Consider the following 24,178-nt stretch of genomic DNA (forward strand, 5'->3'; position numbering starts at 1 on the left):
ACAGCCGGAACGTGCATGCTAACCCAGCGTCAGGAGATGTGCCGCGGGGTTTTGGAGATGCCATAGGCCTTACGCGCGGTGACAAGGCGAAGGTCTTGCGGGTCCATCCCGATGCTCATTATTGTGTGCCGGTCATACCGGGCTCGGGCGCGAGCCGGGTTGTGGGCGGTGCCAAACAGACGGTCAATCCACGCCATCCCGGCGGTGACGTGAAAGGTGGCGTGATGGTCTTGGTAGTGGTGCGCCATATGCTCGCGCGTCACCCACTTGCCGAAGCGGCCCTTGGGCACGTTGAGATGCGCCAGCGTGTGGCAGTATTCGTAAAAGGTGAAGGCCGAGGCTGAACCGACAAAGAGCGCGACCCACGCAAACTCCACCGCGGGCCACAGCCCCACGAAGGGCCAGAGCACCAGCAGATGCGCCGCGAAGGATATGGCGGCAAAGCGGAGTGGAAACCAGTGATCGTCGCCGGTGAAAAACTCTTCGTCGGCGGGAAACTCGTGGTGGCCGATGTGGCTGCGATAGAGCTTGTTGAACGGGCTCTGCGCAGTAGGCGGCTCGCGGTGGTAGATAAAGCGGTGGATCAAATACTCGTTGAACCACTGGATCACCACGCCATAGGCCAGCGCCGCCAACATCCAGAGCTGAAAGTCGAACATCAGCAGCCCAAGGCCCGCCAGCCAGAATGGGAACAGCCGGTGCAGCCCACCCATGTGGATGATGATGCGCAATGCAGGGATCATCTGCCTCCTCCTGCGGCCAAGTCTGGCCGTGCTCGCCCGACCCGGTCAACCGGAACGCCACGTCGGCGCGGAAGCGCGCGCAAACGAAAAAGGGGCGGCCCGCAGGCCACCCCTTCGATCTTGTCCCTGGCGTTCCGTCTTAGCGGCGGATGCCCAGCTTGCCGATGAGATCCCGGTAGCGGGCCTCGTCTTTGTTTTTCAGGTAGTCCAGCAGCTTACGGCGCTGAGCCACGAGCTTGAGAAGGCCACGACGACCGTGGTTGTCCTTCTTGTGGGTCTTGAAGTGCTCGGTGAGCGTGCTGATGCGCGAGGAAAGGATGGCAATCTGCACTTCGGGCGAACCGGTGTCGCCTTCTTTGGTGCCGTGTTCCTTGATGACGCGGGCTTTTTCTTCAGCGGTGATCGACATCGGGGTCTCCTTTGGTTGGTGTGTGCGGGCGCAAGCCGGGATGTCGTCCAGCAGGGTCCATGGAGTGTGCCTCCCGGGCGGTGCCGGGCGACAGGGGGCGCGTATAGGCGATGGCGGCGCGGATGGGAAGGTGATTCGTGCGGCTTGCCCTGCGCCCGGCTTTACTCGGCATTGGCCGGGGGGATTTCTCCGGGCTCGGCCTGCGGCGGGTCTTGCTGCGGTGCCTCTTCGCCGCCTTCGGCATTGCTGCCTCCGCCTTCGGGTGCTGGCAATTGCTCGTCCACGCGCTGCTCCACCTCCGCTTCGGTTTGCTCCTCCTCCAGCTCGACATCTAGCTCTGCCGCCCATTCGGCCAGAATCGGGATGAAATCGACCTGACTGAGGAGATAGGCGAGGACGGAGACGAGCACCGTTGCGCCGACCACCGAGCCAAGGCCAAAGGCCATGCCGCGCAAGAGTTGAAAGGCCACCAGCCGCCAGAACTGGGCGTAGACCCGCAGGAACTTGTGATCGTTCAGCTTGGCGACCTCGTCACGCAACGCCACTATCTCGTTGCGCAAATCGGTGCGGGTGGCATCGTGCTCCACTTCGGCCTCGGCTGCCACCTGAGGGGGCGCGGGCTTGGAGGAGAGGTGCGGATCAGGGTCACTCATGGGATGAACCCTAGTCGAATATCCAGCTTTGAAAACCCGTCAGAACGGTGCGGGTCAAACCGTTGCTGAGGCCGACATCGGGACAAGCTGGATATCCTCGGGCGAAAGCGCGCCGCCGCCGTGCACTACGCCGATGAGCTCGCCATCGGCGTAGACTTCCACAGCATCGCTGTTGGCCTCGCCTATGGTAATCTCGGGGGGCGCATCGCTCGCGATATCATCCCAGAGCAAGGCGAGGCTGTCTTCTCCGGGCTCGAAATCCATTATCTCGGCCACGGTCTCTTCCACGAGGTCGGGGCCGAGGCGGAACAGATCGGCCCCGTCGCCGCCGGTTGCCACGTCACCATCGCCCAGCAGCAGAATGTCATCACCTGGGCCGCCATTCAGCCAGTCGACGCCAAGGTCATCGTCGCCCGCGAGCGTGTCATGTCCGGTGCCGCCCTGAAGGTTATCCTGCCCATCGCCGCCAAACAGCACGTCATCGCCGAGCCCGCCTTCCAACTGATCGGCATCGTCGCCGCCCAACAGGGTATCGGCCCCGTCACCCCCTGTGAGCCGGTCTTCGCCCGCGCCGCCGAGAAGCCTGTCATCGCCCGCACCACCCCAGAGCGCATCATCACCGGTCCCCCCCTCAAGGCGATCGTCATTTGCCTCGCCAAAGAGGCTATCAGCGCCCGCGCCGCCGTGGATGGTATCGTTACCGGCCTCTCCGAAGGCAACATCATCGCCCTCGTAAGCCATAATCTGATCGTCGCCCTCATAGCCCTGCAGAATGTCATCGCCCGCGCCGCCATCCAGCAGGTCGGCGCCGATGGTGCCGGTTTGGGTGCTGCCGCTATCGGGCTCTGTCGGGTTCAGCGCGCCGGCCTCGCCCAGCACGGCTGCTTCCTCCGTCGGGTCGATCGACGTGGTTTGGTTGGTGCTTTGGCCGCTTTCGTCGAACTCCGCAGCATCCTCATCCGCATCGTCGCCGCTCTCGACAACACCGATCACGGCAGAGCCAACGAGAACCGCGCCCATGATACCAAACAGCAAGAACATCCCGGCTACCCCGCAACAGCCCTTTCGGCGCCGGGCGGCGCAAGAGCCGACCGGTCGCACAGTCACTGGCTTGGGGATAAAGCCCAGATGTGGGCATTTCCCTTACGCGGGATGGAATTGTGCCTAGATTATGCAACAAATGCTAATCACCTGCCGCGCCCGGGCTGGCATGCGGCGCGGCTTGCGGAGATGATCTGCCTATGGTTTCCGATTGGATCATTCCTCTGTTGTTCTTACTGCTCGCCCTTGCGCTGATTGCGCTCTGGCTTCGGCTGCGCGCGCGGCGCAGGGCGGAGATGGCAAGCGCGGCGGAGGCTGGTGGCGCTGCGGGCATTGGCGAGACCGTGGTGGACCCCGATCAGCCTGAGGTCTTCCCGCCGGAGATCATGGCCGTGCGCGAGGAGTTGTCGCGCATCCGGGCAGAGGAGGAGGCCGAAGCGGCGGCGAAACGGGAAGCTGATGCAGCGGACGCGCCCGAGCTTGCGCCGGAAGAAGAGGCTGGTGAGCCTGTCGCCGAGGAGGTGGTTGAGGAGATCGCTGAGGGGCTTGTTACGCGCGATGAGGCTGAGGATAGCGCCGCGCCGGACACGCCTGCGGATGGGGGTGCCTCGGAGGCTGGCGCGGTGCTGGCAGAGGAGGCCACAGCTGAGCAGGCAGAGCGAAAGGGTGAGGCAGGGGAGGCCGACCCTGCCCCGGAGGCTGTGGACGACGAGCCGGAACCGCAAGTCGATGTGGCTGCCGAGGAACCCGATGAAATGCCGAGTGAGGAAGAGGCTGAGGAGGCGGGCGACCGATACGATCCTGATGGCCGACTGATCCTGCCCATGGCCACGGGGGATGTGATCGTTGCCACCGAAATGCCCCGCAGGCTGGAACTCACCGTTACGCGCCAATGGCCGGTTCCGAGCGTGCAGGGATTTGACCCGCAAGCCGAGCGCTTGGTGGTGCTTTATGACGGGCCGGAAACCTCGGATGTGGTGATGCTGCCCACGGTGGATGGGCGCTGGCAGGTTAGCCTTGGCGGGCGGCCCGTGGTGCAGGTGGAATGCGCCGCTGGCCCGGAGGCGCTGGCCGGGGCGCTCGAAATCAACCCCGCCGCAGCCTAGCCCCAGGGCCGGGGCTGCTCGGTATAGGCGATATAAAGCGGGTGTTTGGGCTGGCCGTGCTTGGTGAGCCCGAGGTGAAACAGTGGCCAGCCGCCCTGCCGCAGCAAGGCCTCTACGGCCCGGCCCCGGTCCAGATGCTCGCCATGACTGCCCCATGCGCAGATGATCCTGTCGGCCCAACCGCAGCTTTCGAGGATCGCCATATCGTTTTCCGGCCCCACCGGATCGGCGGCGGCGCGCATGGCCTTCGGGTCTGTGTCGCGCCATGCGAAGATGTTGGTGACACGGAAGCTGCCGAAGCCCAGCGTGCGCGCCCGCCGCTCGCAGCGCTCCACCGTTGGGTCGTTTTGCACCTCGGTGGCGGTGGAGGGGTTGAGCATGATGAAGAGCGCCTTCTCGCCCTGCGGCTCCCATGTGCGGGTCAGCAGGTAGCGGTAGCGCTCGCAGTCGGAGTAGACGGCGGTGGAGGGCGCATCGCCCTTGGTGTGGGTGCGGGTGATCATGCCTGCTCATCCGTCCTTCGAGACGTCTTCGCAGCCGGGGCGAAGAGACGGCGAGGTCGTGGATGAGCCGCCCGGCTCACCGGTTCAGCACCCGTGCGGGGTGAAACTCGCCGCCCATGTAGCGGCCTAGGGCTACGGCGCGGCCTTGGTGTGCAGCCCAGCATTCCTCACCGAAGTCTGCATCCGAAGCCACGACAGGCGCAGGGTTGCCGTGCGCGATGCGATTGGCGGAGGCCTCGTTGACAGTGACCCGCGCCAACTCTTCCAGACCGGCTTCGAGAGGCACCAGCAGCGCGTCGATCTCCGGGGTGCGCGCCAACTCTTCGACCTGCTCCAGCGTAACGGCGTTTTCAAGATCGAAGGGGCCCGACCAGCTGCGGCGCAGCGTGACGACATGGCCGAGGCAGCCCAGTGCCTCGCCCAGATCGCGGGCGATGGAGCGCACGTAGCCGCCCTTGCCGCACACCATCCGCAGCTCGGCGGTATCTGCATCGGGGCGGGCCGTAAGCTCAAGGCTCTCGACCCAGAGCGGGCGAGCCTGCACCTCGAAATCCTCGCCGTCGCGGGCCAGCGCATAGGCCCGTTCACCATCTATCTTGACGGCGGAAAACTTGGGCGGCACCTGCATGATGTCGCCGGTGAAGCGGCCAAGCGCGGCCCGGATTTCATCATCGGAGGGGCGGGCTTCGGCTGTCGCGATCACCTCGCCTTCGGCGTCATCGGTGTTGGTCGCCGCGCCCAGCCGCACGGTGAAGTCGTAGCACTTTTCGGCATCGGTGATGTAGGGCAGGCATTTGGTGGCCTCGCCGAAAGCCACAGCCAACAGCCCGGTGGCAGCCGGATCGAGCGTGCCCGCATGGCCGGCCTTCTTGGCCTCAAACGCCCAGCGCAGTTTGTTTACGCAGGCGGTGCTCGTCGGCCCGGCGGGCTTGTCGAGGATGATCCAGCCGGAAATGTCGCGTCCCTTACGGCGGGCCATGGGGCCTCCCTTGGTTTTGAGAGGCGCGGGGTAGCGCGGAGGCGCTGCGCGGTCAACCGGGGGCAGCGCAGCAGCGATACGTCAGTTGCCCGCTGTATCCTCCAGCCCCTCGGGCGCACCGACCACGACGAAGTGCAGCCCTTCAGGGTCGATCAGCTGCCCGGCGACGCGCTGGATATCTTCTACCGTCACCGCCTCGACATAGCCGTTGCGGTTTTTGATGTAATCCACGCCGAGCTCTTCCATCTGGAGGCCAACGAGAATGTTGGCGATGCGCCCGTTGCCATCAAAGCGCAGCGGGTAGGCACCGGTGAGGTACTTCTTCGCCCGCTCCAGCTCATCGGCACTCACGCCTTCTGCGGCGAGCTTTTCCCATTCGGCCTTCACCACATCAACGACCTGCGCCACACGGCCATTGGCGGAGGCGACATTGCCGCCGATGAGTTCGCCATAGTCCATTGGCGCGACGTAGGCATAGATCCCGTAGGTCAGCCCGCGCTTTTCACGGACCTCTTCCATCAGGCGGCTGTTGAAGCCGCTGCCGCCCATGATCTGCATCATCACGAAGACGGGGAAGAAATCGGGGTCATCCCGCTTGATGCCTTTTTGCCCGAAGGCCACCACTGATTGCGGCGTGTCATAGGGCACGACCGTGAGCCCGCCGGAGAGATTGTAATCAATATATTCGGGCAATTCGGCACCGGTTTCAGGCAGACCGGAAAAGAGGCTGTCCAGCAGGCCGGAAAGCTCCTCGGCGTCGATATCGCCCACGGCGGAGACACAGAGCCTGTCGCGGGCCATGACGCGGGCCTTGGCGTCGAGCATGTCTTCACGGGTCAGCGCGGCGATGCTCTCTTCGGTGCCGTTCAGATCGGTGCCGTAGGGGTGAGCGCCCCATGCCAGCCTGTCCCATGTGTTTCCGGCGATCTTGTCGGGGTCATTGTCATTTGACTTGATGATGGACTGAACCTGCCCGCGCACCCTGTCGAGCGCGTCCTGATCGAAGCGGGGTTCTTCGATGGCCAGGCGGAGGAGCTCAACCACCTCATCCATGTTCTCGGTCAGGAACTTGGCAGAGATTCTCAGCGCATCGTTGTGAACGTCGAAGTCGATCGAGGCGGCGAGGCTATCGCGCGCGGCGGCCCATTCGCGGGCGTTCATATCGCCAGCGCCTTCTTCAAGGATGGCGGTCATCAGGTTGATGGCTCCGCGCTTGCCGGGCGCATCCAGCGAGGCCCCGCCCTTGAAGCGAATCTCAAGCGCCACGAAGGGAATCGAGGGTTCGTTTACCAGCCATGCATCGACGCCGCCGGGCGAAGTGATTTCTTCAATCTCCACCTCGGCCTGCGCGACCAAAGGCAGAAGGGCAACCAGCAGCCCGCAGGCGATCCGCGTGATGAATCTCATTGCGAAATCTCCTCGGTTTCCGGTTGCTGTGCCTCGGCCGGCGCGGGTGCGCTTGCGGGTTCGGGCGTTGGGTCTGCGGTGCGGGAAGCGTAGCCAGTGACGGAGTTGCGGTTGTTCAGCACTTCGCGGGCGGCCGCCATCACATCTTCAGGCGTGACAGCCTGCAGCACCTCGGGCCAAGCCTGAATATCCTCCACGGTCAGCCCCGTGGTAAGCCCCTCGCCATAACGGCGGGCGAGACGTTGGAGATTGTCCTTGGCGTAGATCTCGCTGGCCTTCAGTTGCATCTTGATCCGCTCGAAATTGTCCATGTCGATCCCGTCCTCAAGGAAGGCCTCGATCACCCGGTCCATATCGGCCTCGGCCTCTTCAAGGCTGCGGCCGGGCACCGGCACCACGTAGAAGCCGAACTGGCCATCATCCAGACTGTTGCCGGAGTAGAAAGCCGCGGAATAGACGGCGAGGCTTTCATCGAATTGCAGCATGCGCCCCATCAGCGAAGAGGTCGGCGGGCCGCCCATCAGCTCTGCGAGGAAGGTCAGCGCGGCGGCCTTTTCCTGTGCGCCGCTGTCGCGCTCCGGGGCGAGGTAGGTGCGCACCACATAGGGCTGCGAGATTCGGGGGTCTTCAAACTCCAGATGAACGGCGGCGCGGTGCGGCGGCTCTTGCGGGCGGGCGCGCGGCTTTAGCTCCGGGTTGGCGGGCAGAGGGCCAAAGTGGGTTTCGGCGAGGCGCTTCACCTCTTCGGGCTGCACATCACCGGCAACCACGAGGATGGCGTTGTTGGGCGAATAGTGGAGCTTGTAAAAGTCGAGCGCATCCTGCCGCGTCAGCCCCTCCATCTCGTGCTTCCAGCCGATGATCGGAATGCCGTAGGGGTGATTCATCCACTGTGCGGCGCGGCGATCCTCTCCGAACAGGGCGGACGGATCATTCTCGATGCGTTGGTTGCGCTCTTCGAGGATCACCTGAAGCTCGGTGGCCACGTCTTCCTCGGTGATCAGGAGGTCTACCATCCGGTCGGCCTCCATCTTCATCATCAGTTCCAGCCGGTCAGCGGCGACGCGCTGGAAGTAACCGGTATAATCCCAGGATGTGAAGGCATTGTCGCTGCCGCCGTTCTCTTCGACTACGCGAGAAAACTCACCGGGGGCCAGATCATCGGTGCCCTGAAACAGCAGATGCTCCAGAAAGTGCGCGATGCCGCTCTTGCCGGGGGCCTCATCGGCGGCGCCGGTGCGATACCAGACCATGTTGACGACCACCGGCGCGCGGTGATCTTCGATCACCACAACGTCCATCCCGTTATCCAGCGAAAAGGTTGTAACCTCTTCAGCCGCAGCGGGCTGGGCGGCGAAGGCAAGGAGCGCGAACAAGGCGGCTCCGGCGCGGCGGATTGGGGTCATCAGCGCTCCTCTCAAAAGATGCGAGGGCTACCCTAGGCATGGTGCGAATATGCGCAAGTGGGGCAACGGGGTTGTGAAGCCCGGTGTAACGCGCGCAGCCTTGCGGTTTGGTTAACGATTACTGATAGGCACCGCTGGGCGGGGCGGCGGGCGTCTTTGCTCCGGCGCGGCGGAAGCGCTGCAACTCGGCTTGCTGATCCAGCGACTGGCGGCGATAGGCCTTGTAATACACGTTTACGTTGGCGATCCGCTCCAGCAGCCGCCCATCGTTGCGCTTGCGATACTCGTAATCCTCTGCTGCCAGCACGCCGCGAATATTGCGCGTCAGGCCGAAGCGGCTGACGTGGCCGATCAGCCCTGGCTCGCCCCGGATTTCGCCGCTGCGGTTGAGGCTGTTGGGGTTGCCCCCCAGCGCGGCCACGGCATCCTTGAAGGGCGTCGCATCGGCGCGGTTGCTCCCGCCCGGCGTGGGCGGCGGCAGGTCTCTGTAGCTTTCAGGTTGCTGGATCGGCTTGTTGGGCAGAATGGAAAACTCATCGGGCGTGTCCTGCCCGCGCTGGATGTTCATCAGCTGCGGCTCGCGCGAGCAGGCCGCAACCAACGCGCATAGAGCCAGACCGAGCACCATGCGCCCGGCTGCTGTCTTCCACTTGTGAGCCCCTGAAACCACTCGGCTGTTCCTCAAGTCTTTTGCCCGTTCTAGCGCGTTTCACCGCCCTCGTCAGCCGCCTTTTTCTCGCCGGTCCAGAGGATCAGCCCAAAGGCCCCGGCAAAGATGAAAACATCGGCGAGGTTGAAGAGGTAGGGGTTGGAGATGCCGCAGCAGGACATGTTGAGAAAGTCGACCACGCCCGGGTGCAGCACCCGATCGAGCGCGTTGGCCAGCGCGCCCCCGATGACAAGCCCGGCAGAGGCAAAGGCGCGGGCCAAGGTAAAGCTGCGCATGGCCCAGATCAGCAGCAGCGCCGAAAGCACCACGGCCACACCAATCAGGAAATAGGCTTGAAGCGGCGAGCCCTCGCCAAAGAGGCCGAAGTTGATGCCGTCGTTGTAGCCCAGACGGAACACGAGGAACGGCGGCCACACATCTTCGCGCAAGACCACCGGCAGGCGGACCACTTCAAGGATCCACCATTTGGAAAACTGGTCGATCCCGAAGGCCAGAAGGGCGGTTATGGTGAGCCAGCGCATCCCTCTTTGCCCGCTCAGTGCCGGAAGTGGCGCATGCCGGTGAAGACCATGGCAATGCCCGCCTCATCGGCGGCGGCAATTACCTCGTCATCCCGCATCGACCCGCCCGGCTGGATCACCGCCGTTGCGCCCGCCTCGACCGCGGCCATCAGGCCATCGGCGAAGGGGAAGAACGCATCGGAGGCCACCACGGAGCCTTTGGTCAGCGGCTCGGAGAGGCCCAGCGCCTCGGCCATATCAAGGCTCTTGCGGGCGGCGATGCGGCTGGAATCCACACGGCTCATCTGGCCGGCCCCCACGCCCACGGTGGCACCGTCCTTGACGTAGATGATCGCGTTGGATTTCACGTGTTTGCCCACGGTCCATGCAAAGAGCAGGTCGTTCAGTTGCTCGTCGGTTGGCTGCACCTTGGTCACGACCTTCAGGTCATCCTTGGCGATGTGGCCGACGTCCTTGTCTTGCACCAGCATCCCGCCGCTGACCTGCCGATAGGTGAGCATTGCCTCGCGCGGATCGGCCAATGCGCCGGTGGTGAGCAGGCGCAGGTTTTTCTTGGCGGCAAACACCGCCTTGGCCTCGTCATCGGCACGGGGGGCGATGACCACCTCGGTGAAGATCTCGGAAATGGCGCGGGCGGTGGCACCATCGAGCGTGTGGTTCAGTGCGATGATGCCGCCGAACGCGGAGGTGCGGTCACAGTCAAAGGCGCGGCGGTAGGCCTCTTCCAGCGTTTCGCCACGGGCCACGCCGCAGGGGTTGGCGTGCTTGATGATTGCGCAGGCCGGGCCGTCTTGCACGGCAAACTCGCTGACCAGCTCGAAGGCGGCATCGGTGTCATTGATGTTGTTGTAGCTCAACGCCTTGCCCTGATGCTGCTCGGCGGTGGCCACGCCGGGGCGGTTTGAACCATCGGTGTAGAAGGCCGCGCTCTGATGCGGGTTTTCGCCATAGCGCATGGTGGAGGCCAGCGTGCCGGCAAAGGCGCGGCGGCGCGGGGTGGGCTGGCCGATTGCGCCCGCCATCCATGTGCTCACCGCAGCGTCATAGGCAGCGGTGCGGGCATAGGCGGTTTGGGCAAGCTGCTGGCGGAAGGCGAGGGTGGTTTTGCCGTCGTTCTCATCCAGCTCGGCGATCAGCGAGGCGTAATCCTCGACATCGGTCACCACGTTCACGAAGGCATGGTTTTTGGCTGCGGCGCGGATCATCGCCGGGCCGCCGATGTCGATGTTTTCGATGCAGGTGTCGTAATCCGCGCCCTTCGCCACGGTGGCCTCGAAGGGGTAGAGATTGACAACGAGCAGGTCGATCGGCTGAATCTCGTGCTCGCTCATCGCGGCCACGTGCGCCTCGTTATCGCGCAGCGCAAGAAGCCCGCCGTGCACGCGCGGGTGCAGCGTTTTCACCCGTCCGTCCATCATCTCGGGGAAGCCCGTCACATCGGCCACGTCGCGCACATCAATGCCCGCCTCGCGCAGCATCCCGGCGCTGCCGCCGGTTGACAGAATCTCAATGCCGCGCTTGGCCAGAAGCTCAGCAAGCTCCACCAGCCCTTCCTTGTCGGAAACGGAAAACAGCGCACGGCGGATCGGTTGCAGGTTACTCATCGGCATCGGCCCCCTCGGTCAGCCCTGCCCCGCGTCCTCATCCTCGGCGTCATCGTCGTAGGGCGCGCGGAGCGTATCTCGGATGGCGAGCGGGGTATCCTGTGCTTTCGCCAAGGTCCAGCCGATCTCGTGCCCGTAATCCATGACTTTGGCAGAAAGGACGATCTGACGCGCCGCTCTTGGCTTGATCCGCCCCTGTTCGAGGTAGACCGAAGGCTCCAGAGACAGCTCGGCACTGCCGGTGTAGCGGAAGACCCAGATCTCGCCTGACTTCAGCGCCATCGACACCGCCATGCCGCCCATGTCGATTGTCGCGTCGACATCGGGATGCAGGTGGAAATGTGCGGTAAAGGCCACGCCTTGAAGCTGCATACGCGTCATCGCCGCGTCGAAGGCGCGGCGGGCGTCTTCGGTGAAGGCGCGCAGGGTGTCGGTGCCAGACAGGAGGCGGCCCGCCGGGTCGAGGTTGAGCCGCCGCATGTGGGTGAGGCCGTGGGTGGAGCTATAGCCATCATGGCCCGCCAGCAGATGGATGCCGGTATCATCGGCAGTGCGTTCCACCTTCACCTGGCGCGGCACATCCTCCAGAAACTCGCCTCGCTGCCCGCTCGCCGTGGCCAGCCGGGACGAGGAGTAGCGCTCGACTGCGAGCGTGGAGTGTGAGGCGGTCGCGCGGCCTGCACGGCGCCAGCTTTCACCAAAGCTCGCCCCCGAACCGCAGCCGACGATCACCGGGCGGCGGCCCGATGTCAGCTCGAAACCCAGTGTTGAGGCATGGGCGCGGGCCGAGGCGGGGCCCTGCGGGGGGCGGGCTGCATCGACGATCACGGTGGTGCGACCGGCGGCGAGGCGCGCATAGCCCATCGACAGCCCTTCACCCGGCCCGTCGCGCACGCCAGACGCAACCAGCGCAGCATCCAGCCGCCCCTCCAGCCCACGCCCGCCGCCATGAAAGCGCGCGAGACCGCCATCGGCATGGCGCAGGGCGCGCAGGGTGGGGGTGATCCGGGCGATGGCACCGGTGAGGGGGCGGGGAATGGGGTGATCTGCCTCGACCAGCGCATGGGTGACCCATGTGAGCAGCGTCAGGACCTCCATCAGCTCTTCGGGGTTGCGGGTGGGAATGCCGCCTTCGGCATCGACCTGTCGGTCACATTCCTTCGACAGCGCCCGGAGGGCCGGGCCAACCCGGGCCTCCATGCCTTTCAGCGACAGCCCGGCATAGATCAGCCCGGTCAGCGCCTCGAAACGCGGCAACCCCGGCGCGGCAGAACGCCAGCGGCGTGACAGAAAGCGCGCCTGCCCGGCCAGCGCCTTGAAATAGGCTTGGCTCTGCTCGGGGTTTCGCCCGTTGAGCAGAAAGATCGCGTGGTTGATCCAGCGGATCAGCCGCCGCCCTGTGAGATCGGGTGTCCAGCCCGCGCCCTGACCCTGCCCGAAGCGCTCGATCCACAGCCATGTCCAGGCCTGCGCCTTCTTGCGTGCGCATAGATCGCCAACGGCGGCTAGATCATCGAGCCACGAAAAGCCCATCAGCGCCTCGGTGAAGTCGGGCGCTGGCGCAGGCATGTCCCAGATCGAGCGGTCATCGCCCTGCGCTTCCACGAGGTAGCCGGCGAAGAGATAGGTGCCCGCCACAAGCTGCCGCCCCTTGGCAAAGCTGCCGATGGTGCGCGGTTCGGGCTGGCTGGTGAAGGCCGTGGCCGGACGCGCCCAAGTGGCCAGCCGAGCCTGCAGCCGGTTGGCCATGCGTGTCCACTTCGCGGAGGGATGCTTTGCGAGGGTGCCTGCCATCATGCTCTCGGGTCGCCGTGTTGGGCGGTTTGTTGATTTTGGAATAGAATAAGGCGGCGCGGCGCGGGTGTCACCGGCGAAATGGGCCTGATTGGAAACGGGCGGAACCCGGCTTCCGCCTCCCCTGCCCCACGGCCCGGCCCTATGGCTTGTGCAGAACGGCGATGAAAAACCCGTCCATCCCGCCGCGCTCGCTCCAGAAATCCGGCCTGAGCCGCAGGCTGTTGCCCGCGCGCCAACCATCTTCGATCCACTCCGCCTCGGGCTGGACAGGGTTGAGGCCGGCCACCTGCGCCTCGCCTTCTTCGGGCAAGAGCGAGCAGGTGCAATAGACCAGACGCCCGCCGGGCTTCAGCCAGTTCATCGCCCGCTCCAGCATCGCCGCCTGAAGCGCGAACAACTCCTTGAGGCCCTTGCCATCCTTCACATGCGGCAGATCGGGGTGGCGGCGGATGGTGCCGGTGGCCGAGCAGGGCGCGTCGAGCAGGATTGCGTCAAACTGCTCCTCCGGCTCCCATTTGAGCGCATCGCCCGGCACAAGCTGCGCAGCGAGGCCGGTGCGCGAGAGATTTTCGTCCACCCGGCCGAGCCGCCGCGTTGAGAGATCCAGCGCCACCACATCTGCCCCCGCTGCCGCGAGCTGCATTGTCTTGCCGCCGGGCGCGGCGCAGAGATCGAGCACCCGCTCGCCCGGCTGGGCGTTCAGCAATTTGACGGGCAAGGCCGCGGCGGCGTCTTGCACCCAGAAGTCCCCCTCTGCGAACCCCGGCAGCGCGGTTACCTGCACGGGCCCGGTGATCCGGACGGATCCCGTGGGCAGCAGCGTGCCGCCCGTCGCCTCGGCCAGCGCCGCCGCATCGCCCTTTGCTGTCAGGTCCAGCGGCGCGCCTGCACCGTGGGCGGCTTCGATCTGCGCCACCACGGCATTGCCATAGGCCGCCCCTAGCCGCCCGCGCAGCCAGTTTGACAAGCGCGTGGGCGGCGCGGCATCGAAGGCCGCCTGCCCCTCTTGCGCCACCTTGCGCAGCACTGCATTGGCCATACCGGTCGCGCGGGGGCTGGCCTGCCGGGTCAGGCTCACCGCCTCGCTCACCACCCCATGCGCCGCCTCGTCCAACGCCAGAAGTTCCACCGTGGCCAGCCGCAGCACATCGCGCACGGGGGCGGGCGGTGCCTTTTTGAGGTAGGGCTTCAGGGCTGCATCGGCCGGGCCAATGTTGCGCAGGGTGGCACCGGCAAGCCGCTGCGCGCGCGCCAGCACCTCAGGTGGCGCCTGCGTGGCCGCCACAAGATCCGACATCATGATCCGCTGCGCCAGAACGCCCTTGATGAATGAAAGTGCCAGCTCCCGCGCCGCATCGGCCATGGGCCTTCCCCTTTTCCCGTCAGGTCTCGCGGGCTATATCACGAGCCGAGCCCTGACAAGGAGCGCCGTGATGGCCGACCGCCCCGAGACCAAGAAAGACCTGCCTCCTGAGGCCCAGCGCGCGCTGGCCGAGGCCGAAGAGCGCCGCAAGGCCGCCAAGGCCGATGAGCTACCGAAAGAACTCGGAGGCCGCGACGGCCCCGAACCGGTGCGCTATGGCGACTGGGAGAAAAAGGGGTTGGCGATCGACTTCTGAGGGGGCTCGTTCGCCCTTCGAGGCGTCCTCGCCCGGGCGAAGAGGGCCCTGGAGGGGCCAATGAGCCTGCCTGGCCTAGCTTTCGCTTAGCCCCAGAACATCCAGCATCGAGTAATGGCCCGGCTTGCGGCCCTGCCCCCAGAGCGCCGCCTTCAGCGCGCCCTTGGCAAAGAGGCTCCGGTCGGTCGCGCTGTGCGAGATCGTCAGCCGCTCGCCCGGCCCGGCGAAGATCACGTCATGCTCGCCGATGATGTCGCCGCCGCGGATGGCCGAAAAGCCGATCTGCCCGCGCTTGCGCGCCCCGGTTATCCCGTCGCGCGCGGCCTCATACACCTCTTTCAGCCCATGACCGCGCCCCTCGGCAGCCGCCTCGCCCAGCATCAGCGCAGTGCCAGAGGGCGCGTCCACCTTGTGCCGGTGATGCGCCTCGACCACCTCGATGTCGAAGTCTTCATCGAGCGCAGCGGCCACTTTCTTCACCAGAACTGTCAGCAGGTTGACCCCGAGAGACATGTTGCCAGCCCGCACGATCACGGCGTGGCGCGCGGCGAGGTCGATTTTCTCGATGTCGTCATCCGTGAGCCCGGTGGTGCCGATCACATGCACCGCCCGCGCTTGCGCGGCCAGCGCGGCTACCTCAACCGTTGCGGCGGGGGCGGTGAAGTCGATTACCGCTTGCGCCTTTGCCATGGCCTCCAACGGGTCTGCCGTGACTTGCACGCCCAGCGCTGCGCCGCCCATGGCTTCGCCCACGTCGCGGCCAATCCACTCGTGGCCCTCGCGCTCCAGCGCCCCGGCCAGCCGCATCACCGGGCTTTCCTGCACGCTCTGCACCAGCATCCGACCCATCCGGCCGGAGGCTCCCATCACCACGATCCCGGGCACATCCATCATCTCACATCGTCCTTCTTGCGTTCGGCCCCGTTTAGCTGACGCGGCGGCGCGGCGCAAAGCCCGCCTTGCGCGAGCCGAACCGGCGTCTTATGTCCGGGCCATGGCGAAGAACAAGTTTCATGAAGGGTCCGGCCCCTCGCAGCGTCAGCTCCGCGTGGGTGAAACCATTCGGCGGGCATTGGCACAGGTGCTTCAGCGCGGCGAGGTGCATGACGATGATCTCGGGCGAATCTCGATCACCGTCAGCGAAGTGCGCTGCTCCCCCGATCTGAAAGTGGCCACAGCCTATGTGATGCCGCTTGGCGGCTTTCATGCTCAAGAGGCCTTGGAGGCCCTGCGCCGCAACCGCTCGGAGCTGCGCCGCGCCGTCAACAAATCGCTGGCGCTCAAGTTTTCGCCCGAGTTGCGCTTTCAGCTCGATGAAACCTTCGACCGGATGGATGACACCCGGCGGATGTTTTCGGAAGAGCGTGTGCGGCGCGACATCGAAACCGATGAAGATGATGACGCCGCGGATTAAGCGCCTTCTGGCCCCGCTGCTTGCGCTGCTCACCGCTGCGCCGCTCTCTGCCGCGCCAGCCTGCCGCGACATCGCCCATCAGGGCCGGGCTTATACGCTTTGCACGCTGGATGCCGCGGCAGATGATATTCGCCTGTTTCACTCCGACGGCGGTAGGGTGATCGGCAGTTTCGCCCGGCTGGAAGACATGCTGGCGGAAGAGGGCCTTGCCCTGACCTTCGCGATGAACGCGGGCATGTATCACGAAGATCGCAGGCCGGTTGGCCTTTACCTCGAAGAGGGCCGCCAGACGGCGCCGCTTGTTGCCAACCCGGGGCCGGGCAATTTTGGCCTCCTGCCCAACGGCGTTTTCTGCCTGATGGAGAACCGCGCCGCCGTTGTGGAAACCCTCGCCTATCGCGCCAACCCACCCGCCTGCCGCTACGCCTCGCAATCCGGCCCGATGCTGGTGCTGGACGGCAAGCTGCACCCGCGCTTTCTGAAAGACAGCACATCGCGGCATTTTCGCAATGGCGTGGGCGTCGCGGCGGATGGCCAGACCGTGCATTTCGTCATCTCCGACGAGCGGGTCACCTTCTGGGAGTTTGGCACCCTGTTTCGTGATGCGCTCAAAACCCCGAATGCGCTGTATTTCGACGGCTCCGTCTCGCGGCTCTTTGCCCCCTCGATCGGGCGGCATGACACCGGGTTTCCGCTCGGCCCGCTGGTGGGCGCCGTGGTGCCAAAAGGCTGATTTCGCGGCTACCCGCCAAGGCCCCGCCAGCCTCGCCCTGCCCCGAAACGCCCGACAAAACCCCTCGCAGAATCGCTCCGCCCCATGCTACCCCTAGTGGCATGAATGCGCCCCACCTCAATATAGGCCCTAAGACGAGCCTCGATCTGCCGCAAATCCGGCAACTCGACGAAACGGTTATCAACCGGATCGCCGCGGGCGAGGTGGTTGAGCGCCCGGCATCCGCCGTTAAAGAACTGATCGAGAATGCGCTTGATGCGGGGGCCACCCGGATCGACGTGACGATCTCGCACGGCGGCAAGACCCTGATCCGCGTCACCGACGACGGCTGCGGCATTCCCGCTGCCGATCTGCCGCTGGCGCTCTCTCGCCACGCCACCTCCAAGATCGACGGCTCTGATCTGCTGGACATCCGCTCCTTTGGCTTTCGCGGCGAGGCGCTGCCCTCGCTCGGCGCGGTAGGGCGGCTTGTTATCACTTCCCGCTGCGCGTCTGGCGATGCCGCACGGATTTCTTGCACCGGCGGCAGCCTCGGCGAGGTGAAACCGGCGGCGCTCACATCCGGCACGGTGGTTGAGCTGCGCGATCTGTTTTATGCCACCCCGGCGCGCCTTAAGTTCCTTCGCTCCGACCGGGCGGAAACTCAGGCCATATCGGAGGTGGTGAAACGGCTGGCGATGGCCGAGCCCTTCACCAGCTTCACCCTACGCGACGAAACCTCCGGCGAGCCCCGCACCACCTTCCGCGCCGATGCGCAATCGGGCGATCTCTTTGACGCACTCGCGGGCCGCCTTGCCACCGTGCTGGGGCGTGACTTTGCCGAAAACGCGATCCGCCTAGATGCCGAGCGCGAGGGGCTGCACCTGACGGGCTACGCGGCGCTGCCGACCTATTCGCGCGGCTCCTCAGTGGCGCAGTTTCTCTTCGTCAACGGACGGCCGGTGAAGGACAAGCTGCTGATCGGCGCTCTGCGTGGCGCTTATGCCGACTACCTCAGCCGCGACCGCCACCCGGCGGCAGTGCTGTTTCTTGATGTCGATCCGCAGCGGGTGGATGTGAACGTGCACCCGGCCAAGTCGGAAGTGCGCTTTCGCGAACCGGGCGTGGCGCGGGGGCTGATCGTTTCGGGCATTCGCCATGCGCTGGCCGACGCAGGGCACCGCGCCTCAACCACCGTGGCGGGCGAGGTGCTGGGGGCGATGACGCCTGAACGGGCGGCGGAGGAGCCGCCGCGCGTGTATCAGATGGACCGGCCCGCGAGCGAACGCGCGCAGAGCTACCGGTTCCCATCGCCGGTGATTGAGCCGATGGGTTTTGCAGAAGCGCCGACGGGCCGGGTCGAGGACACCCCGCAGGGTGTGGATGAGCCCCTCACCCACCACCCGCTAGGCGCGGCGCGGGGGCAGGTGCACGAAAATTACATCATCGCCCAGACCGAGACCGGCATGGTCATTGTCGATCAGCACGCCGCGCATGAGCGCCTCGTCTACGAAAAGCTGAAGCGCCAGATGGCCGAAAACGGCGTGGCCGCGCAGGCGCTGCTGATCCCCGAGATCGTGGAACTTTCGGCGCAGGATGCCGCGACCCTGCTGACCCATGCAGAAACCTTCACCCGCATGGGGCTGACGCTGGAGCCCTTCGGCGCCGGCTCCATCGCCGTGCGCGAAACCCCGGCGATTCTCGGGGAGATCAACGCCGAGGCCCTGCTGCGGGATGTGCTGGACGAGCTGGATGACATTGGCGAAAGCCAGCTGGTGCAGGAAAAGATCGAAGCGATCCTCTCGCGCGTTGCCTGCCACGGTTCCATCCGCTCGGGCCGCCGCATGCGGGCCGAGGAGATGAACGCCCTGCTGCGCGAGATGGAAGCCACCCCCCACTCCGGCCAGTGCAACCACGGGCGGCCCACCTATGTGGAACTGAAGCTGCACGATATCGAGCGGCTCTTCGGGCGGCGATGAACGAAACGGCCCCCTTCACCCTCCGGCTGGACGATCCGGCCACGCTGGTGCTGTTGGCCGGGGCCCTCATCGCCCTTGTGCTGCTGGCGCTGCTCATCACCACCGTGCGCCGTGCGGGCCGGGCCGCCGAGGCTGCGGGGCAGATTGGCACCGTGTCGCGCGCGGTGGAAGCCTTGGCGCAGGGGCAGCACGAGCTTGGCGGGCGGATCGCCTCGGTGTCTGAAAGCCAGCAAAACGGGCAGGCTCAGATTGTCTCTGCCATGGAAGCCCGACTGGCCGAGGTGCAGGCGCAGATGGCCGACCGGTTGCATCAGACGGCGCTGCATTCAGCACGCACTCTCAACGATATGCAGGAAAAGGTGACTGAGACCCTCTCCGGCTCTTCCAAAGCCACTACCACCTCGCTGACCCAGCTCACCGAGCGGCTGGCGCAGATCGACAAGGCGCAGGCGAATATCGAGAAACTCTCGGGCGATGTGCTGGGGTTGCAGGACATTCTCTCCAACAAGCAGACCCGGGGTGCCTTTGGGGAGATTCAGCTAAACGACATTGTCTCCAAGGCCCTCCCGCGCGACAGCTACACGCTGCAGGCCACTCTGGCGAATGGCAAGCGGGCGGATTGCCTGATTCACCTGCCAAACCCACCCGGGCCCATCGTCATTGACGCCAAGTTTCCGCTGGAGGCTTACGAACAGCTTCGCAATGCCGCGAGTGACTCAGACAAGACTGCCGCCGCCCGGGCGATGCGCACGGCGGTGAAGGCCCATATCTCCGCCATCTCCGAGAAGTACATTTTGGAAGGCGAAACCGCCGACGGGGCACTGATGTTTTTGCCGTCCGAGGCGGTTTATGCCGAGTTGCATGCCAACTTCCCCGAGGTTGTGCGCGAAGGTTTTGCCGCGCGGGTCTGGATCGTTTCACCCACCACCTGCATGGCAACGCTCAACACCATGCGGGCGGTGCTGAAGGACGCGCGAATGCGGGAGCAGGCGGGCGCGATCCGCAAGGAACTGGCGCTGTTGCACGGCGATGTTGAGCGGCTGGGCACCCGCGTTGGCAACCTTGACCGACACTTCGGGCAGGCGGCGAAAGACATCGAGGATATCAAGATCTCTGCCGAGAAGGCCGGCAAACGCGCACATCGGCTCGACAGCTTCGATTTCGAGGAACTTGCACCGGCGGATGGCGGGCAGGTTGTCCCCCTTACTGGCCCACCTTCCGGCTCCACACGCTGAAACCTGCTCAATTCGCGGGCAATGGCGTGAATTTGAACGTCATCCAGCCGCCGAGTTGAACCTCCCCGTGGCCCACGCGTTATAGTTGGATAGGTACGGCGCAGAATCACCCCGCGCCGGTGACCGCATTTGAACAACTCAGAGCTTTACGGAGGAGAGAGATTTCATGATCGAATGGCAGGGTAAACGGTATTGGATTATTGGTGCAGGCTCCGCGCTTGGCCGGGCTCTGGCCGATCAACTCTCTCGTGTGGGTGCCGAGCTGATGCTGACCAGCGCCGAGCCCGAAGCCATGGAAAAACTGGCCGAGATGCTACCCGGCAAGGCCTCCGCAATGACGGCTGACGTTTCGGATGCTGAAGCCATGAGCGTGGCCGCAAAGGATGTAGGCGCTGTCGATGGCGTGATTTACCTGCCCGATGGCCAGGGCGGCCATGGGGCCCGCACTTGGGACACTGCCGCGATCAAGAAGGTGATCGACCGTAACCTCGACGGCGCGTTGAACACCGTGGGCGCGGTACTGCCCGGAATGGTGGAGGCCGATAAAGGCCACCTGCTGCTGGTCGCTGGCCTCTCGGCCTACCGCGGGCTGCCCGGTGAAATCGGCTATGGCACCTCTATGGCTGCGGTGATGCACCTTGCCGAAGAACTCTATGCCGAACTGCGCAACTCCGGCGTTCAGGTCCAGCTGGCCTGCCCCGGCCACGTGATCGAGCCCGAGCCGACCGCAGAGGGAGACACCCCCGCCGCCCTGCCCCCCTCTGTCATGACCTCGGAAGCCGCCGCGCGGGAGCTCTTTGAGCATATGAACGATGATGTCTTCCAGCGGAGTTTCCCCACAATGCGGGGCTGGGTTGTGCGGTTGTCGCAACTGATGCCCAACTGGCTCTATTATCGCCTGTTCCGCTCTCAGCTCTGAGGGGCTGGAAACCCCGGGCGCGCAGTGTCAGACTTCGCACAGGAGGTGCGGCCATGCTCGATATATCCATGCAGAAGATCGTCCGTGTTATCGCGCTCGCGCGGGAGTACGGCAGCGACGGTGTTTCAACCCGCAGCTACATTGCTGGGCTGAACGAGGACGAGCAATCGAGCCTCGTGGCGCTGATGTGGGTGGGGCGCGGCAGCTATGATGCGGATGACATCGAAGAAGCGCGCCGTATGGCGGTGGCCGAGAAGACCACGCCGACCGAAACCTATCTTGGCGGCGAGCCGCAGCTTGCCGACATGCTGGAAGACGGGTTGGATGCGCTTGATATTAACGTGGCTGAGGCCGAGGACCATTTGCGCGAGCGGCCCTGAGCTGATTCCCTTGCATCGCGGCTCCGTTGTGGGTGAGCTGACGCCGCATCAGCGGGCTACTTCTGTGTCAGCCCTTCTTGGGGCGCTCCTCAACCGGCCCGCCCGCCTTTTTCCAGCCTGCGAAACCGTCGGTGATGTGGCTCACGCCCTCTAGCCCCATCTCCTGCGCCACCTTTGCCGACAGCGCCGAGCGCCAGCCCGACGCGCAATAAAACACGAAGCGCCCGCCGCTCTGGAACTGCTCCTTGGCATAAGGGCTTTGCGGGTCGATCCAAAACTCCAGCATCCCGCGCGGGCAGTGGAAGGCGCCGGGGATCATCCCCTCCCGGTCAAGCTCGCGCGGATCGCGCAGATCAACGAAGGTAACGCCTGGCTGGCCATGCGCGCCCAGCACCTTTGCCGCCGGGGCGTGTGACACCACCGCATTGGCCTCGGCCACCATATCCTTTACTCGTTTCATCGCCTTCTCCCCCTCGGTCTTGCTTGACTTCATCCGCCTACCGGAACACCTAGCCTAGACAGGAGGATATGACATGGCCCCGCGCAAGGAAAAGAAGCCTCAGGCGGTTTATACGCTGCTGGTGGAAGTGGGCCGCAAGCCCGGTGACGGCCTGCCCGACGGGGCAAAGGGCGCGGCGCTGATGTGCTATGCGGCGGGTGTGGACGAGGCCGAGGCTGTGCGCGAGACAGTGGCCATCCTCAAGCAGGCCGACATGGCCCCGCTCGATGTCACCGGCTACGGCACGCTGGAAGAGCGCGAGGCGCAGGGCCATGAGATTGGCGAAGATGAGCGCGGGCTGATGGCCCGGGCCGCGGAAGAGAACGCCGTGATTGTGGCTCAGATGACTCCCTTCTTCGATGAGAGCACCCATGAAGGCGGGGAGGCCTGATGGCCGACCGCCTGCTTCAGGTCATTGCGACAACCGAACAGATCGACACGGTGGTGGACTGCCTGAAGGAGCTGCCCCCGGATCATTGGTGGCGCCTGCCTGCCGACAAGGATGAGGGCCGCCAGATGCTCTGCGTGGCGCTCTTCAAACGCGACACGCAGGAGGTGATGGACGCCATCAGTGACGCGCTGGAAAGCGAGAAAGACTGGCGGCTGTTCTCGGTGCCCACCGAGGCCAGCCTGCCGGAACTCGATGACGACGATGAGGAAAGCCGCCGCGCCGAGAAGGAGAGCGTAAGCGCCCGTGAAGAGATCTATCGCGAGGTGCGGCAGGGCACGGCGCTGACGGTCGATTACCTTGTGATGACGGCGCTGGCGGCGATGGTGGCGGCCATTGGCCTGAGCCAGGGGCAGGTGGCGGTGGTTATCGGCGCGATGGTCATTGCGCCCTTGCTTGGCCCTATCATGGCCTTCGCCTTCGGCACCGCGCTGGGCAACTTTGCGCTGCTCGGCGTTGCGACACGCGCCCTTGGGGCGGGGCTTTTGGTGGCCACGGCCGTGGGTATTGCCCTGGGGCTCATCATGCCCGGCTCCTACCCCGACACGTCGATGATGGATTTCTCCGGTGTACTCAGCCTGCGCACCGTGGCTCTGCCCCTCGCGGGCGGGGCGGTGGCCGCGCTGATGATGTCGGGCGGGCAGACCACCGGCCTTGTCGGCGTCATGGTGGCCGCCGCCCTGTTGCCCCCTCTCGCCGCCTTTGGTCTCTTTGTCGGCGTCTGGGATATTCCCAATGCGCTACGGGCATTGGCGACGGTGATGACGAATATCGTGGCCATCAATCTTGCCGCGCAGGTTGTATTTCTGCTCAAGGGCATTCGCCCCCGCCGCTGGGAAGGCTCCGACCACAAAACCAGCGTTCGGGTGGCGCTTGGGGCGTCGGGGGCCTTGGTGCTGCTCATGGCGCTGGCGCTTTGGGCAGCGGGCCACGGATACGTGCCGGGGATATAATCCGCCGCTTTGCAGGGCAATTAACCGAGAATTCCCACCAATACCCCAAGCCCGCCCCATTTGTGCCGCGCTTTCCCGCCTAGATGGAAAGCGACTGAAAATGAGGCCTGTGCGCACCCATGAAACAATCAATTGCCGCGATCAAATGGGCGCTCAACGCCGTGATGATCGCAGCCATGCTGGGTATGGGCTGGCTTGGCTACAAGTTTGTGACCGAGCCGGGATATCTCGCGGAACTGGCACTTGGGCTTGAGAGAGATGACGCCGGATGGGCCGCCCCCGGCCTTGATATGGAGGGCACTGCGCCCGCAGACGACAGGGTTGTGACCTCGCGCCTGCCGCAGGCCAGCGGTGCCCCGCAGAAGAGCGCAACCAACACACAGCGCCGCGTGAGCAATAGCTCAGGCAGCGGGACGACATCGAGCACGGGCACCTATGCCCCGCGCACCACGGCAACCGACGGGCTTCGGACCGTTCGCCGCAAGAAAGAAGAATCCGCGCCGGCCTATGCACCGCCGGTGGCGCAAAGAAAGGTGATCCGGGTTGGCGAGTGACCAGCCCCCGGACCACGACGAGAGAGCAATGAAGAGGGCGGGCATGGTGCCCGGCTGCACCGAAGGAAGAACTGACGGGCCAGATGCCCGGGTGAACGGAAAGGCAGGCAAGATATGGCACAAGTGCGGATAATCCTGATCGTCGCTGTCCTCGCCGTAATGGGCGTGATCGGCTACATGCAATATGCGTCTGTTTCTGGCGTAAGCGGCGCGCTCGACGCGGCTGACGGCGAAGACTACGCCGCGCTCGACGAGAGCACAGATACCAAGCGATCCACAGCCTCCAGCGGCTACTCCGGCGGCAACCTCATCAAGTCGACCAAAACCACCAGCCGCGTTGGCGGTGACAAGACGATCACCATTCAGCGCAAGGCCCCGAGCCTTTGGACGCGCATTCGCATGTGGTTTGGCTACCAGCCCGAAGATGCCCACCGCCGCGACTTTGCCCGCCTCAAGGCCCAGCGCGAAGCCGAGGCTCGCCGCAACAAGGGTGTGAATTCGGCCACCGGTCGCAAGGAAAGCACCGCGCGCGTTTCCTCGTCTGGCTCTAGTGTGAAGCGCAAGGCCGCTCCGAACAAGTCGGTCGCCAGCGCGCTCGGCAACTAAGGCCGCCGGGCCTTAGGATAC

At 65.0% G+C, this 24,178-nt stretch carries 27 protein-coding genes; 12 read left to right on the forward strand and 15 right to left on the reverse strand.

Going from position 1 to position 24,178, the window contains the following annotated elements; all coding sequences use genetic code 11:
• Window positions 1-29: 29 nt before the first annotated feature.
• From ACXAG6_RS01390 to ACXAG6_RS01405, 4 genes are all read right to left on the reverse strand, one after another.
• Window positions 30-743, reverse strand: a complete 714-nt coding sequence (locus ACXAG6_RS01390; protein ID WP_475334284.1) for a sterol desaturase family protein — start codon at window positions 741-743, stop codon at window positions 30-32.
• Window positions 744-882: 139 nt separating this feature from the next.
• On the reverse strand, window positions 883-1,152 hold the full coding sequence (gene rpsO, locus ACXAG6_RS01395; protein ID WP_140012255.1) for a 30S ribosomal protein S15: 270 nt from the start codon (window positions 1,150-1,152) through the stop codon (window positions 883-885).
• 161 nt (window positions 1,153-1,313) lie between these two features.
• Entirely contained in the window at window positions 1,314-1,805 is a 492-nt protein-coding gene (locus ACXAG6_RS01400; protein ID WP_475334287.1) for a DUF5665 domain-containing protein, read from the reverse strand.
• A 54-nt stretch (window positions 1,806-1,859) separates the two neighbouring features.
• Entirely contained in the window at window positions 1,860-2,825 is a 966-nt protein-coding gene (locus ACXAG6_RS01405; protein WP_475334290.1) for a calcium-binding protein, read from the reverse strand.
• A gap of 221 nt (window positions 2,826-3,046) precedes the next feature.
• Between ACXAG6_RS01405 and ACXAG6_RS01410 the strand changes: the two genes are divergently transcribed.
• Complete coding sequence (locus ACXAG6_RS01410) at window positions 3,047-3,952, forward strand: hypothetical protein (RefSeq protein WP_475334291.1); 906 nt, start codon at window positions 3,047-3,049, stop codon at window positions 3,950-3,952.
• Here the strand turns inward: ACXAG6_RS01410 and ACXAG6_RS01415 are convergent.
• From ACXAG6_RS01415 to ACXAG6_RS01455, 9 genes are all read right to left on the reverse strand, one after another.
• The gene (locus ACXAG6_RS01415) at window positions 3,949-4,455 is read right to left on the reverse strand and encodes a DUF1643 domain-containing protein (protein WP_475334293.1); all 507 of its coding nucleotides are present in this window, start codon (window positions 4,453-4,455) and stop codon (window positions 3,949-3,951) included. The genes ACXAG6_RS01410 and ACXAG6_RS01415 overlap by 4 nt on opposite strands.
• Window positions 4,456-4,531: 76 nt before the next feature.
• Window positions 4,532-5,434, reverse strand: coding sequence for a tRNA pseudouridine(55) synthase TruB (gene truB / locus ACXAG6_RS01420; RefSeq protein WP_475334296.1), 903 nt, complete (start codon window positions 5,432-5,434; stop codon window positions 4,532-4,534).
• An 81-nt stretch (window positions 5,435-5,515) separates the two neighbouring features.
• On the reverse strand, window positions 5,516-6,841 hold the full coding sequence (locus ACXAG6_RS01425) for a M16 family metallopeptidase (protein WP_475334298.1): 1,326 nt from the start codon (window positions 6,839-6,841) through the stop codon (window positions 5,516-5,518).
• Complete coding sequence (locus tag ACXAG6_RS01430; RefSeq protein ID WP_475334300.1) at window positions 6,838-8,247, reverse strand: M16 family metallopeptidase; 1,410 nt, start codon at window positions 8,245-8,247, stop codon at window positions 6,838-6,840. Before ACXAG6_RS01430 ends, ACXAG6_RS01425 begins: the two co-directional genes overlap by 4 nt.
• Window positions 8,248-8,365: 118 nt before the next feature.
• Window positions 8,366-8,875, reverse strand: a complete 510-nt coding sequence (locus ACXAG6_RS01435; RefSeq protein WP_475337894.1) for a DUF3035 domain-containing protein — start codon at window positions 8,873-8,875, stop codon at window positions 8,366-8,368.
• A gap of 71 nt (window positions 8,876-8,946) precedes the next feature.
• Window positions 8,947-9,438: a signal peptidase II gene (gene lspA, locus ACXAG6_RS01440; RefSeq protein ID WP_475334303.1), complete on the reverse strand. Its 492-nt coding sequence runs from the start codon at window positions 9,436-9,438 to the stop codon at window positions 8,947-8,949.
• A gap of 14 nt (window positions 9,439-9,452) precedes the next feature.
• On the reverse strand, window positions 9,453-11,042 hold the full coding sequence (gene purH, locus ACXAG6_RS01445; protein ID WP_475334305.1) for a bifunctional phosphoribosylaminoimidazolecarboxamide formyltransferase/IMP cyclohydrolase: 1,590 nt from the start codon (window positions 11,040-11,042) through the stop codon (window positions 9,453-9,455).
• An 18-nt stretch (window positions 11,043-11,060) separates the two neighbouring features.
• Entirely contained in the window at window positions 11,061-12,791 is a 1,731-nt protein-coding gene (locus tag ACXAG6_RS01450; RefSeq protein ID WP_475334307.1) for a heparinase II/III family protein, read from the reverse strand.
• Window positions 12,792-12,978: 187 nt separating this feature from the next.
• Window positions 12,979-14,202, reverse strand: coding sequence for an RsmB/NOP family class I SAM-dependent RNA methyltransferase (locus tag ACXAG6_RS01455; protein WP_475334309.1), 1,224 nt, complete (start codon window positions 14,200-14,202; stop codon window positions 12,979-12,981).
• A 70-nt stretch (window positions 14,203-14,272) separates the two neighbouring features.
• Between ACXAG6_RS01455 and ACXAG6_RS01460 the strand changes: the two genes are divergently transcribed.
• On the forward strand, window positions 14,273-14,458 hold the full coding sequence (locus ACXAG6_RS01460) for a DUF1674 domain-containing protein (protein ID WP_140012265.1): 186 nt from the start codon (window positions 14,273-14,275) through the stop codon (window positions 14,456-14,458).
• A 75-nt stretch (window positions 14,459-14,533) separates the two neighbouring features.
• Here ACXAG6_RS01460 and dapB read toward each other — a convergent pair whose 3' ends face one another.
• Window positions 14,534-15,352 (reverse strand): 4-hydroxy-tetrahydrodipicolinate reductase, encoded by an 819-nt coding sequence (gene dapB, locus ACXAG6_RS01465; RefSeq protein WP_475334311.1) that lies wholly within the window; start codon window positions 15,350-15,352, stop codon window positions 14,534-14,536.
• Window positions 15,353-15,452: 100 nt separating this feature from the next.
• Here dapB and rbfA point away from each other — a divergent pair, with 100 nt between their 5' ends.
• The 6 genes from rbfA to ACXAG6_RS01495 all read left to right on the forward strand — a co-directional run bounded on the left by rbfA (window position 15,453) and on the right by ACXAG6_RS01495 (window position 21,097).
• On the forward strand, window positions 15,453-15,872 hold the full coding sequence (gene rbfA, locus ACXAG6_RS01470) for a 30S ribosome-binding factor RbfA (RefSeq protein ID WP_475334313.1): 420 nt from the start codon (window positions 15,453-15,455) through the stop codon (window positions 15,870-15,872).
• Complete coding sequence (locus tag ACXAG6_RS01475; protein WP_140015940.1) at window positions 15,856-16,605, forward strand: phosphodiester glycosidase family protein; 750 nt, start codon at window positions 15,856-15,858, stop codon at window positions 16,603-16,605. Before rbfA ends, ACXAG6_RS01475 begins: the two co-directional genes overlap by 17 nt.
• 101 nt (window positions 16,606-16,706) lie before the next feature.
• Window positions 16,707-18,563, forward strand: a complete 1,857-nt coding sequence (gene mutL / locus ACXAG6_RS01480; RefSeq protein ID WP_475334315.1) for a DNA mismatch repair endonuclease MutL — start codon at window positions 16,707-16,709, stop codon at window positions 18,561-18,563.
• The gene (locus ACXAG6_RS01485) at window positions 18,560-19,798 is read left to right on the forward strand and encodes a DNA recombination protein RmuC (protein ID WP_475334317.1); all 1,239 of its coding nucleotides are present in this window, start codon (window positions 18,560-18,562) and stop codon (window positions 19,796-19,798) included. The genes mutL and ACXAG6_RS01485 overlap by 4 nt, the downstream gene beginning before the upstream one ends.
• Before the next feature lie 166 nt (window positions 19,799-19,964).
• Window positions 19,965-20,717, forward strand: coding sequence for an SDR family NAD(P)-dependent oxidoreductase (locus ACXAG6_RS01490; protein ID WP_475334320.1), 753 nt, complete (start codon window positions 19,965-19,967; stop codon window positions 20,715-20,717).
• Between the two features lie 53 nt (window positions 20,718-20,770).
• A complete protein-coding gene (locus ACXAG6_RS01495; protein ID WP_475334323.1) occupies window positions 20,771-21,097 on the forward strand; it encodes a DUF3775 domain-containing protein in 327 nt (108 codons plus the stop codon).
• 67 nt (window positions 21,098-21,164) lie between these two features.
• Here the strand turns inward: ACXAG6_RS01495 and ACXAG6_RS01500 are convergent, their stop codons facing one another.
• A complete protein-coding gene (locus tag ACXAG6_RS01500) occupies window positions 21,165-21,557 on the reverse strand; it encodes a rhodanese-like domain-containing protein (RefSeq protein ID WP_475334325.1) in 393 nt (130 codons plus the stop codon).
• Window positions 21,558-21,630: 73 nt separating this feature from the next.
• Here ACXAG6_RS01500 and ACXAG6_RS01505 point away from each other — a divergent pair, with 73 nt between their 5' ends.
• The 4 genes from ACXAG6_RS01505 (at window position 21,631) to ACXAG6_RS01520 (ending at window position 24,157) form a co-directional block, all read left to right on the forward strand.
• Entirely contained in the window at window positions 21,631-21,987 is a 357-nt protein-coding gene (locus ACXAG6_RS01505; protein WP_140012273.1) for a hypothetical protein, read from the forward strand.
• Window positions 21,987-22,997, forward strand: coding sequence for a TIGR00341 family protein (locus ACXAG6_RS01510; protein ID WP_475334327.1), 1,011 nt, complete (start codon window positions 21,987-21,989; stop codon window positions 22,995-22,997). Before ACXAG6_RS01505 ends, ACXAG6_RS01510 begins: the two co-directional genes overlap by 1 nt.
• A 119-nt stretch (window positions 22,998-23,116) precedes the next feature.
• The gene (locus ACXAG6_RS01515; RefSeq protein WP_475334329.1) at window positions 23,117-23,551 is read left to right on the forward strand and encodes a hypothetical protein; all 435 of its coding nucleotides are present in this window, start codon (window positions 23,117-23,119) and stop codon (window positions 23,549-23,551) included.
• A 114-nt stretch (window positions 23,552-23,665) separates the two neighbouring features.
• A complete protein-coding gene (locus ACXAG6_RS01520; RefSeq protein ID WP_475334331.1) occupies window positions 23,666-24,157 on the forward strand; it encodes a hypothetical protein in 492 nt (163 codons plus the stop codon).
• Window positions 24,158-24,178 lie beyond the last annotated feature (21 nt).

It is taken from the genome of Vannielia sp. ABF1_015 (genome assembly GCF_056160745.1).

Excerpts from the sequence above, each read along its gene's own strand:
- ACXAG6_RS01405 (WP_475334290.1), bottom strand. The coding sequence starts at position 2,825 with ATGGGCGCGGTTCTCGTTGGCTCTGCCGTGATCGGTGTTGTCGAGAGC.
- rpsO (WP_140012255.1), bottom strand. The coding sequence starts at position 1,152 with ATGTCGATCACCGCTGAAGAAAAAGCCCGCGTCATCAAGGAACACGGC.
- ACXAG6_RS01490 (WP_475334320.1), top strand. The coding sequence starts at position 19,965 with ATGATCGAATGGCAGGGTAAACGGTATTGGATTATTGGTGCAGGCTCC.
- ACXAG6_RS01400 (WP_475334287.1), bottom strand. The coding sequence starts at position 1,805 with ATGAGTGACCCTGATCCGCACCTCTCCTCCAAGCCCGCGCCCCCTCAG.
- truB (WP_475334296.1), bottom strand. The coding sequence starts at position 5,434 with ATGGCCCGCCGTAAGGGACGCGACATTTCCGGCTGGATCATCCTCGAC.
- ACXAG6_RS01500 (WP_475334325.1), bottom strand. The coding sequence starts at position 21,557 with ATGAAACGAGTAAAGGATATGGTGGCCGAGGCCAATGCGGTGGTGTCA.
- ACXAG6_RS01460 (WP_140012265.1), top strand. The coding sequence starts at position 14,273 with ATGGCCGACCGCCCCGAGACCAAGAAAGACCTGCCTCCTGAGGCCCAG.
- rbfA (WP_475334313.1), top strand. The coding sequence starts at position 15,453 with ATGGCGAAGAACAAGTTTCATGAAGGGTCCGGCCCCTCGCAGCGTCAG.
- ACXAG6_RS01475 (WP_140015940.1), top strand. The coding sequence starts at position 15,856 with ATGACGCCGCGGATTAAGCGCCTTCTGGCCCCGCTGCTTGCGCTGCTC.
- ACXAG6_RS01510 (WP_475334327.1), top strand. The coding sequence starts at position 21,987 with ATGGCCGACCGCCTGCTTCAGGTCATTGCGACAACCGAACAGATCGAC.
- dapB (WP_475334311.1), bottom strand. The coding sequence starts at position 15,352 with ATGATGGATGTGCCCGGGATCGTGGTGATGGGAGCCTCCGGCCGGATG.
- ACXAG6_RS01495 (WP_475334323.1), top strand. The coding sequence starts at position 20,771 with ATGCTCGATATATCCATGCAGAAGATCGTCCGTGTTATCGCGCTCGCG.
- ACXAG6_RS01410 (WP_475334291.1), top strand. The coding sequence starts at position 3,047 with ATGGTTTCCGATTGGATCATTCCTCTGTTGTTCTTACTGCTCGCCCTT.
- lspA (WP_475334303.1), bottom strand. The coding sequence starts at position 9,438 with ATGCGCTGGCTCACCATAACCGCCCTTCTGGCCTTCGGGATCGACCAG.
- ACXAG6_RS01515 (WP_475334329.1), top strand. The coding sequence starts at position 23,117 with ATGAAACAATCAATTGCCGCGATCAAATGGGCGCTCAACGCCGTGATG.
- ACXAG6_RS01425 (WP_475334298.1), bottom strand. The coding sequence starts at position 6,841 with ATGAGATTCATCACGCGGATCGCCTGCGGGCTGCTGGTTGCCCTTCTG.
- ACXAG6_RS01430 (WP_475334300.1), bottom strand. The coding sequence starts at position 8,247 with ATGACCCCAATCCGCCGCGCCGGAGCCGCCTTGTTCGCGCTCCTTGCC.
- ACXAG6_RS01415 (WP_475334293.1), bottom strand. The coding sequence starts at position 4,455 with ATGATCACCCGCACCCACACCAAGGGCGATGCGCCCTCCACCGCCGTC.
- ACXAG6_RS01455 (WP_475334309.1), bottom strand. The coding sequence starts at position 14,202 with ATGGCCGATGCGGCGCGGGAGCTGGCACTTTCATTCATCAAGGGCGTT.
- ACXAG6_RS01520 (WP_475334331.1), top strand. The coding sequence starts at position 23,666 with ATGGCACAAGTGCGGATAATCCTGATCGTCGCTGTCCTCGCCGTAATG.
- ACXAG6_RS01435 (WP_475337894.1), bottom strand. The coding sequence starts at position 8,875 with ATGGTGCTCGGTCTGGCTCTATGCGCGTTGGTTGCGGCCTGCTCGCGC.
- ACXAG6_RS01450 (WP_475334307.1), bottom strand. The coding sequence starts at position 12,791 with ATGGCCAACCGGCTGCAGGCTCGGCTGGCCACTTGGGCGCGTCCGGCC.
- ACXAG6_RS01505 (WP_140012273.1), top strand. The coding sequence starts at position 21,631 with ATGGCCCCGCGCAAGGAAAAGAAGCCTCAGGCGGTTTATACGCTGCTG.
- purH (WP_475334305.1), bottom strand. The coding sequence starts at position 11,042 with ATGAGTAACCTGCAACCGATCCGCCGTGCGCTGTTTTCCGTTTCCGAC.
- mutL (WP_475334315.1), top strand. The coding sequence starts at position 16,707 with ATGAATGCGCCCCACCTCAATATAGGCCCTAAGACGAGCCTCGATCTG.
- ACXAG6_RS01390 (WP_475334284.1), bottom strand. The coding sequence starts at position 743 with ATGATCCCTGCATTGCGCATCATCATCCACATGGGTGGGCTGCACCGG.
- ACXAG6_RS01485 (WP_475334317.1), top strand. The coding sequence starts at position 18,560 with ATGAACGAAACGGCCCCCTTCACCCTCCGGCTGGACGATCCGGCCACG.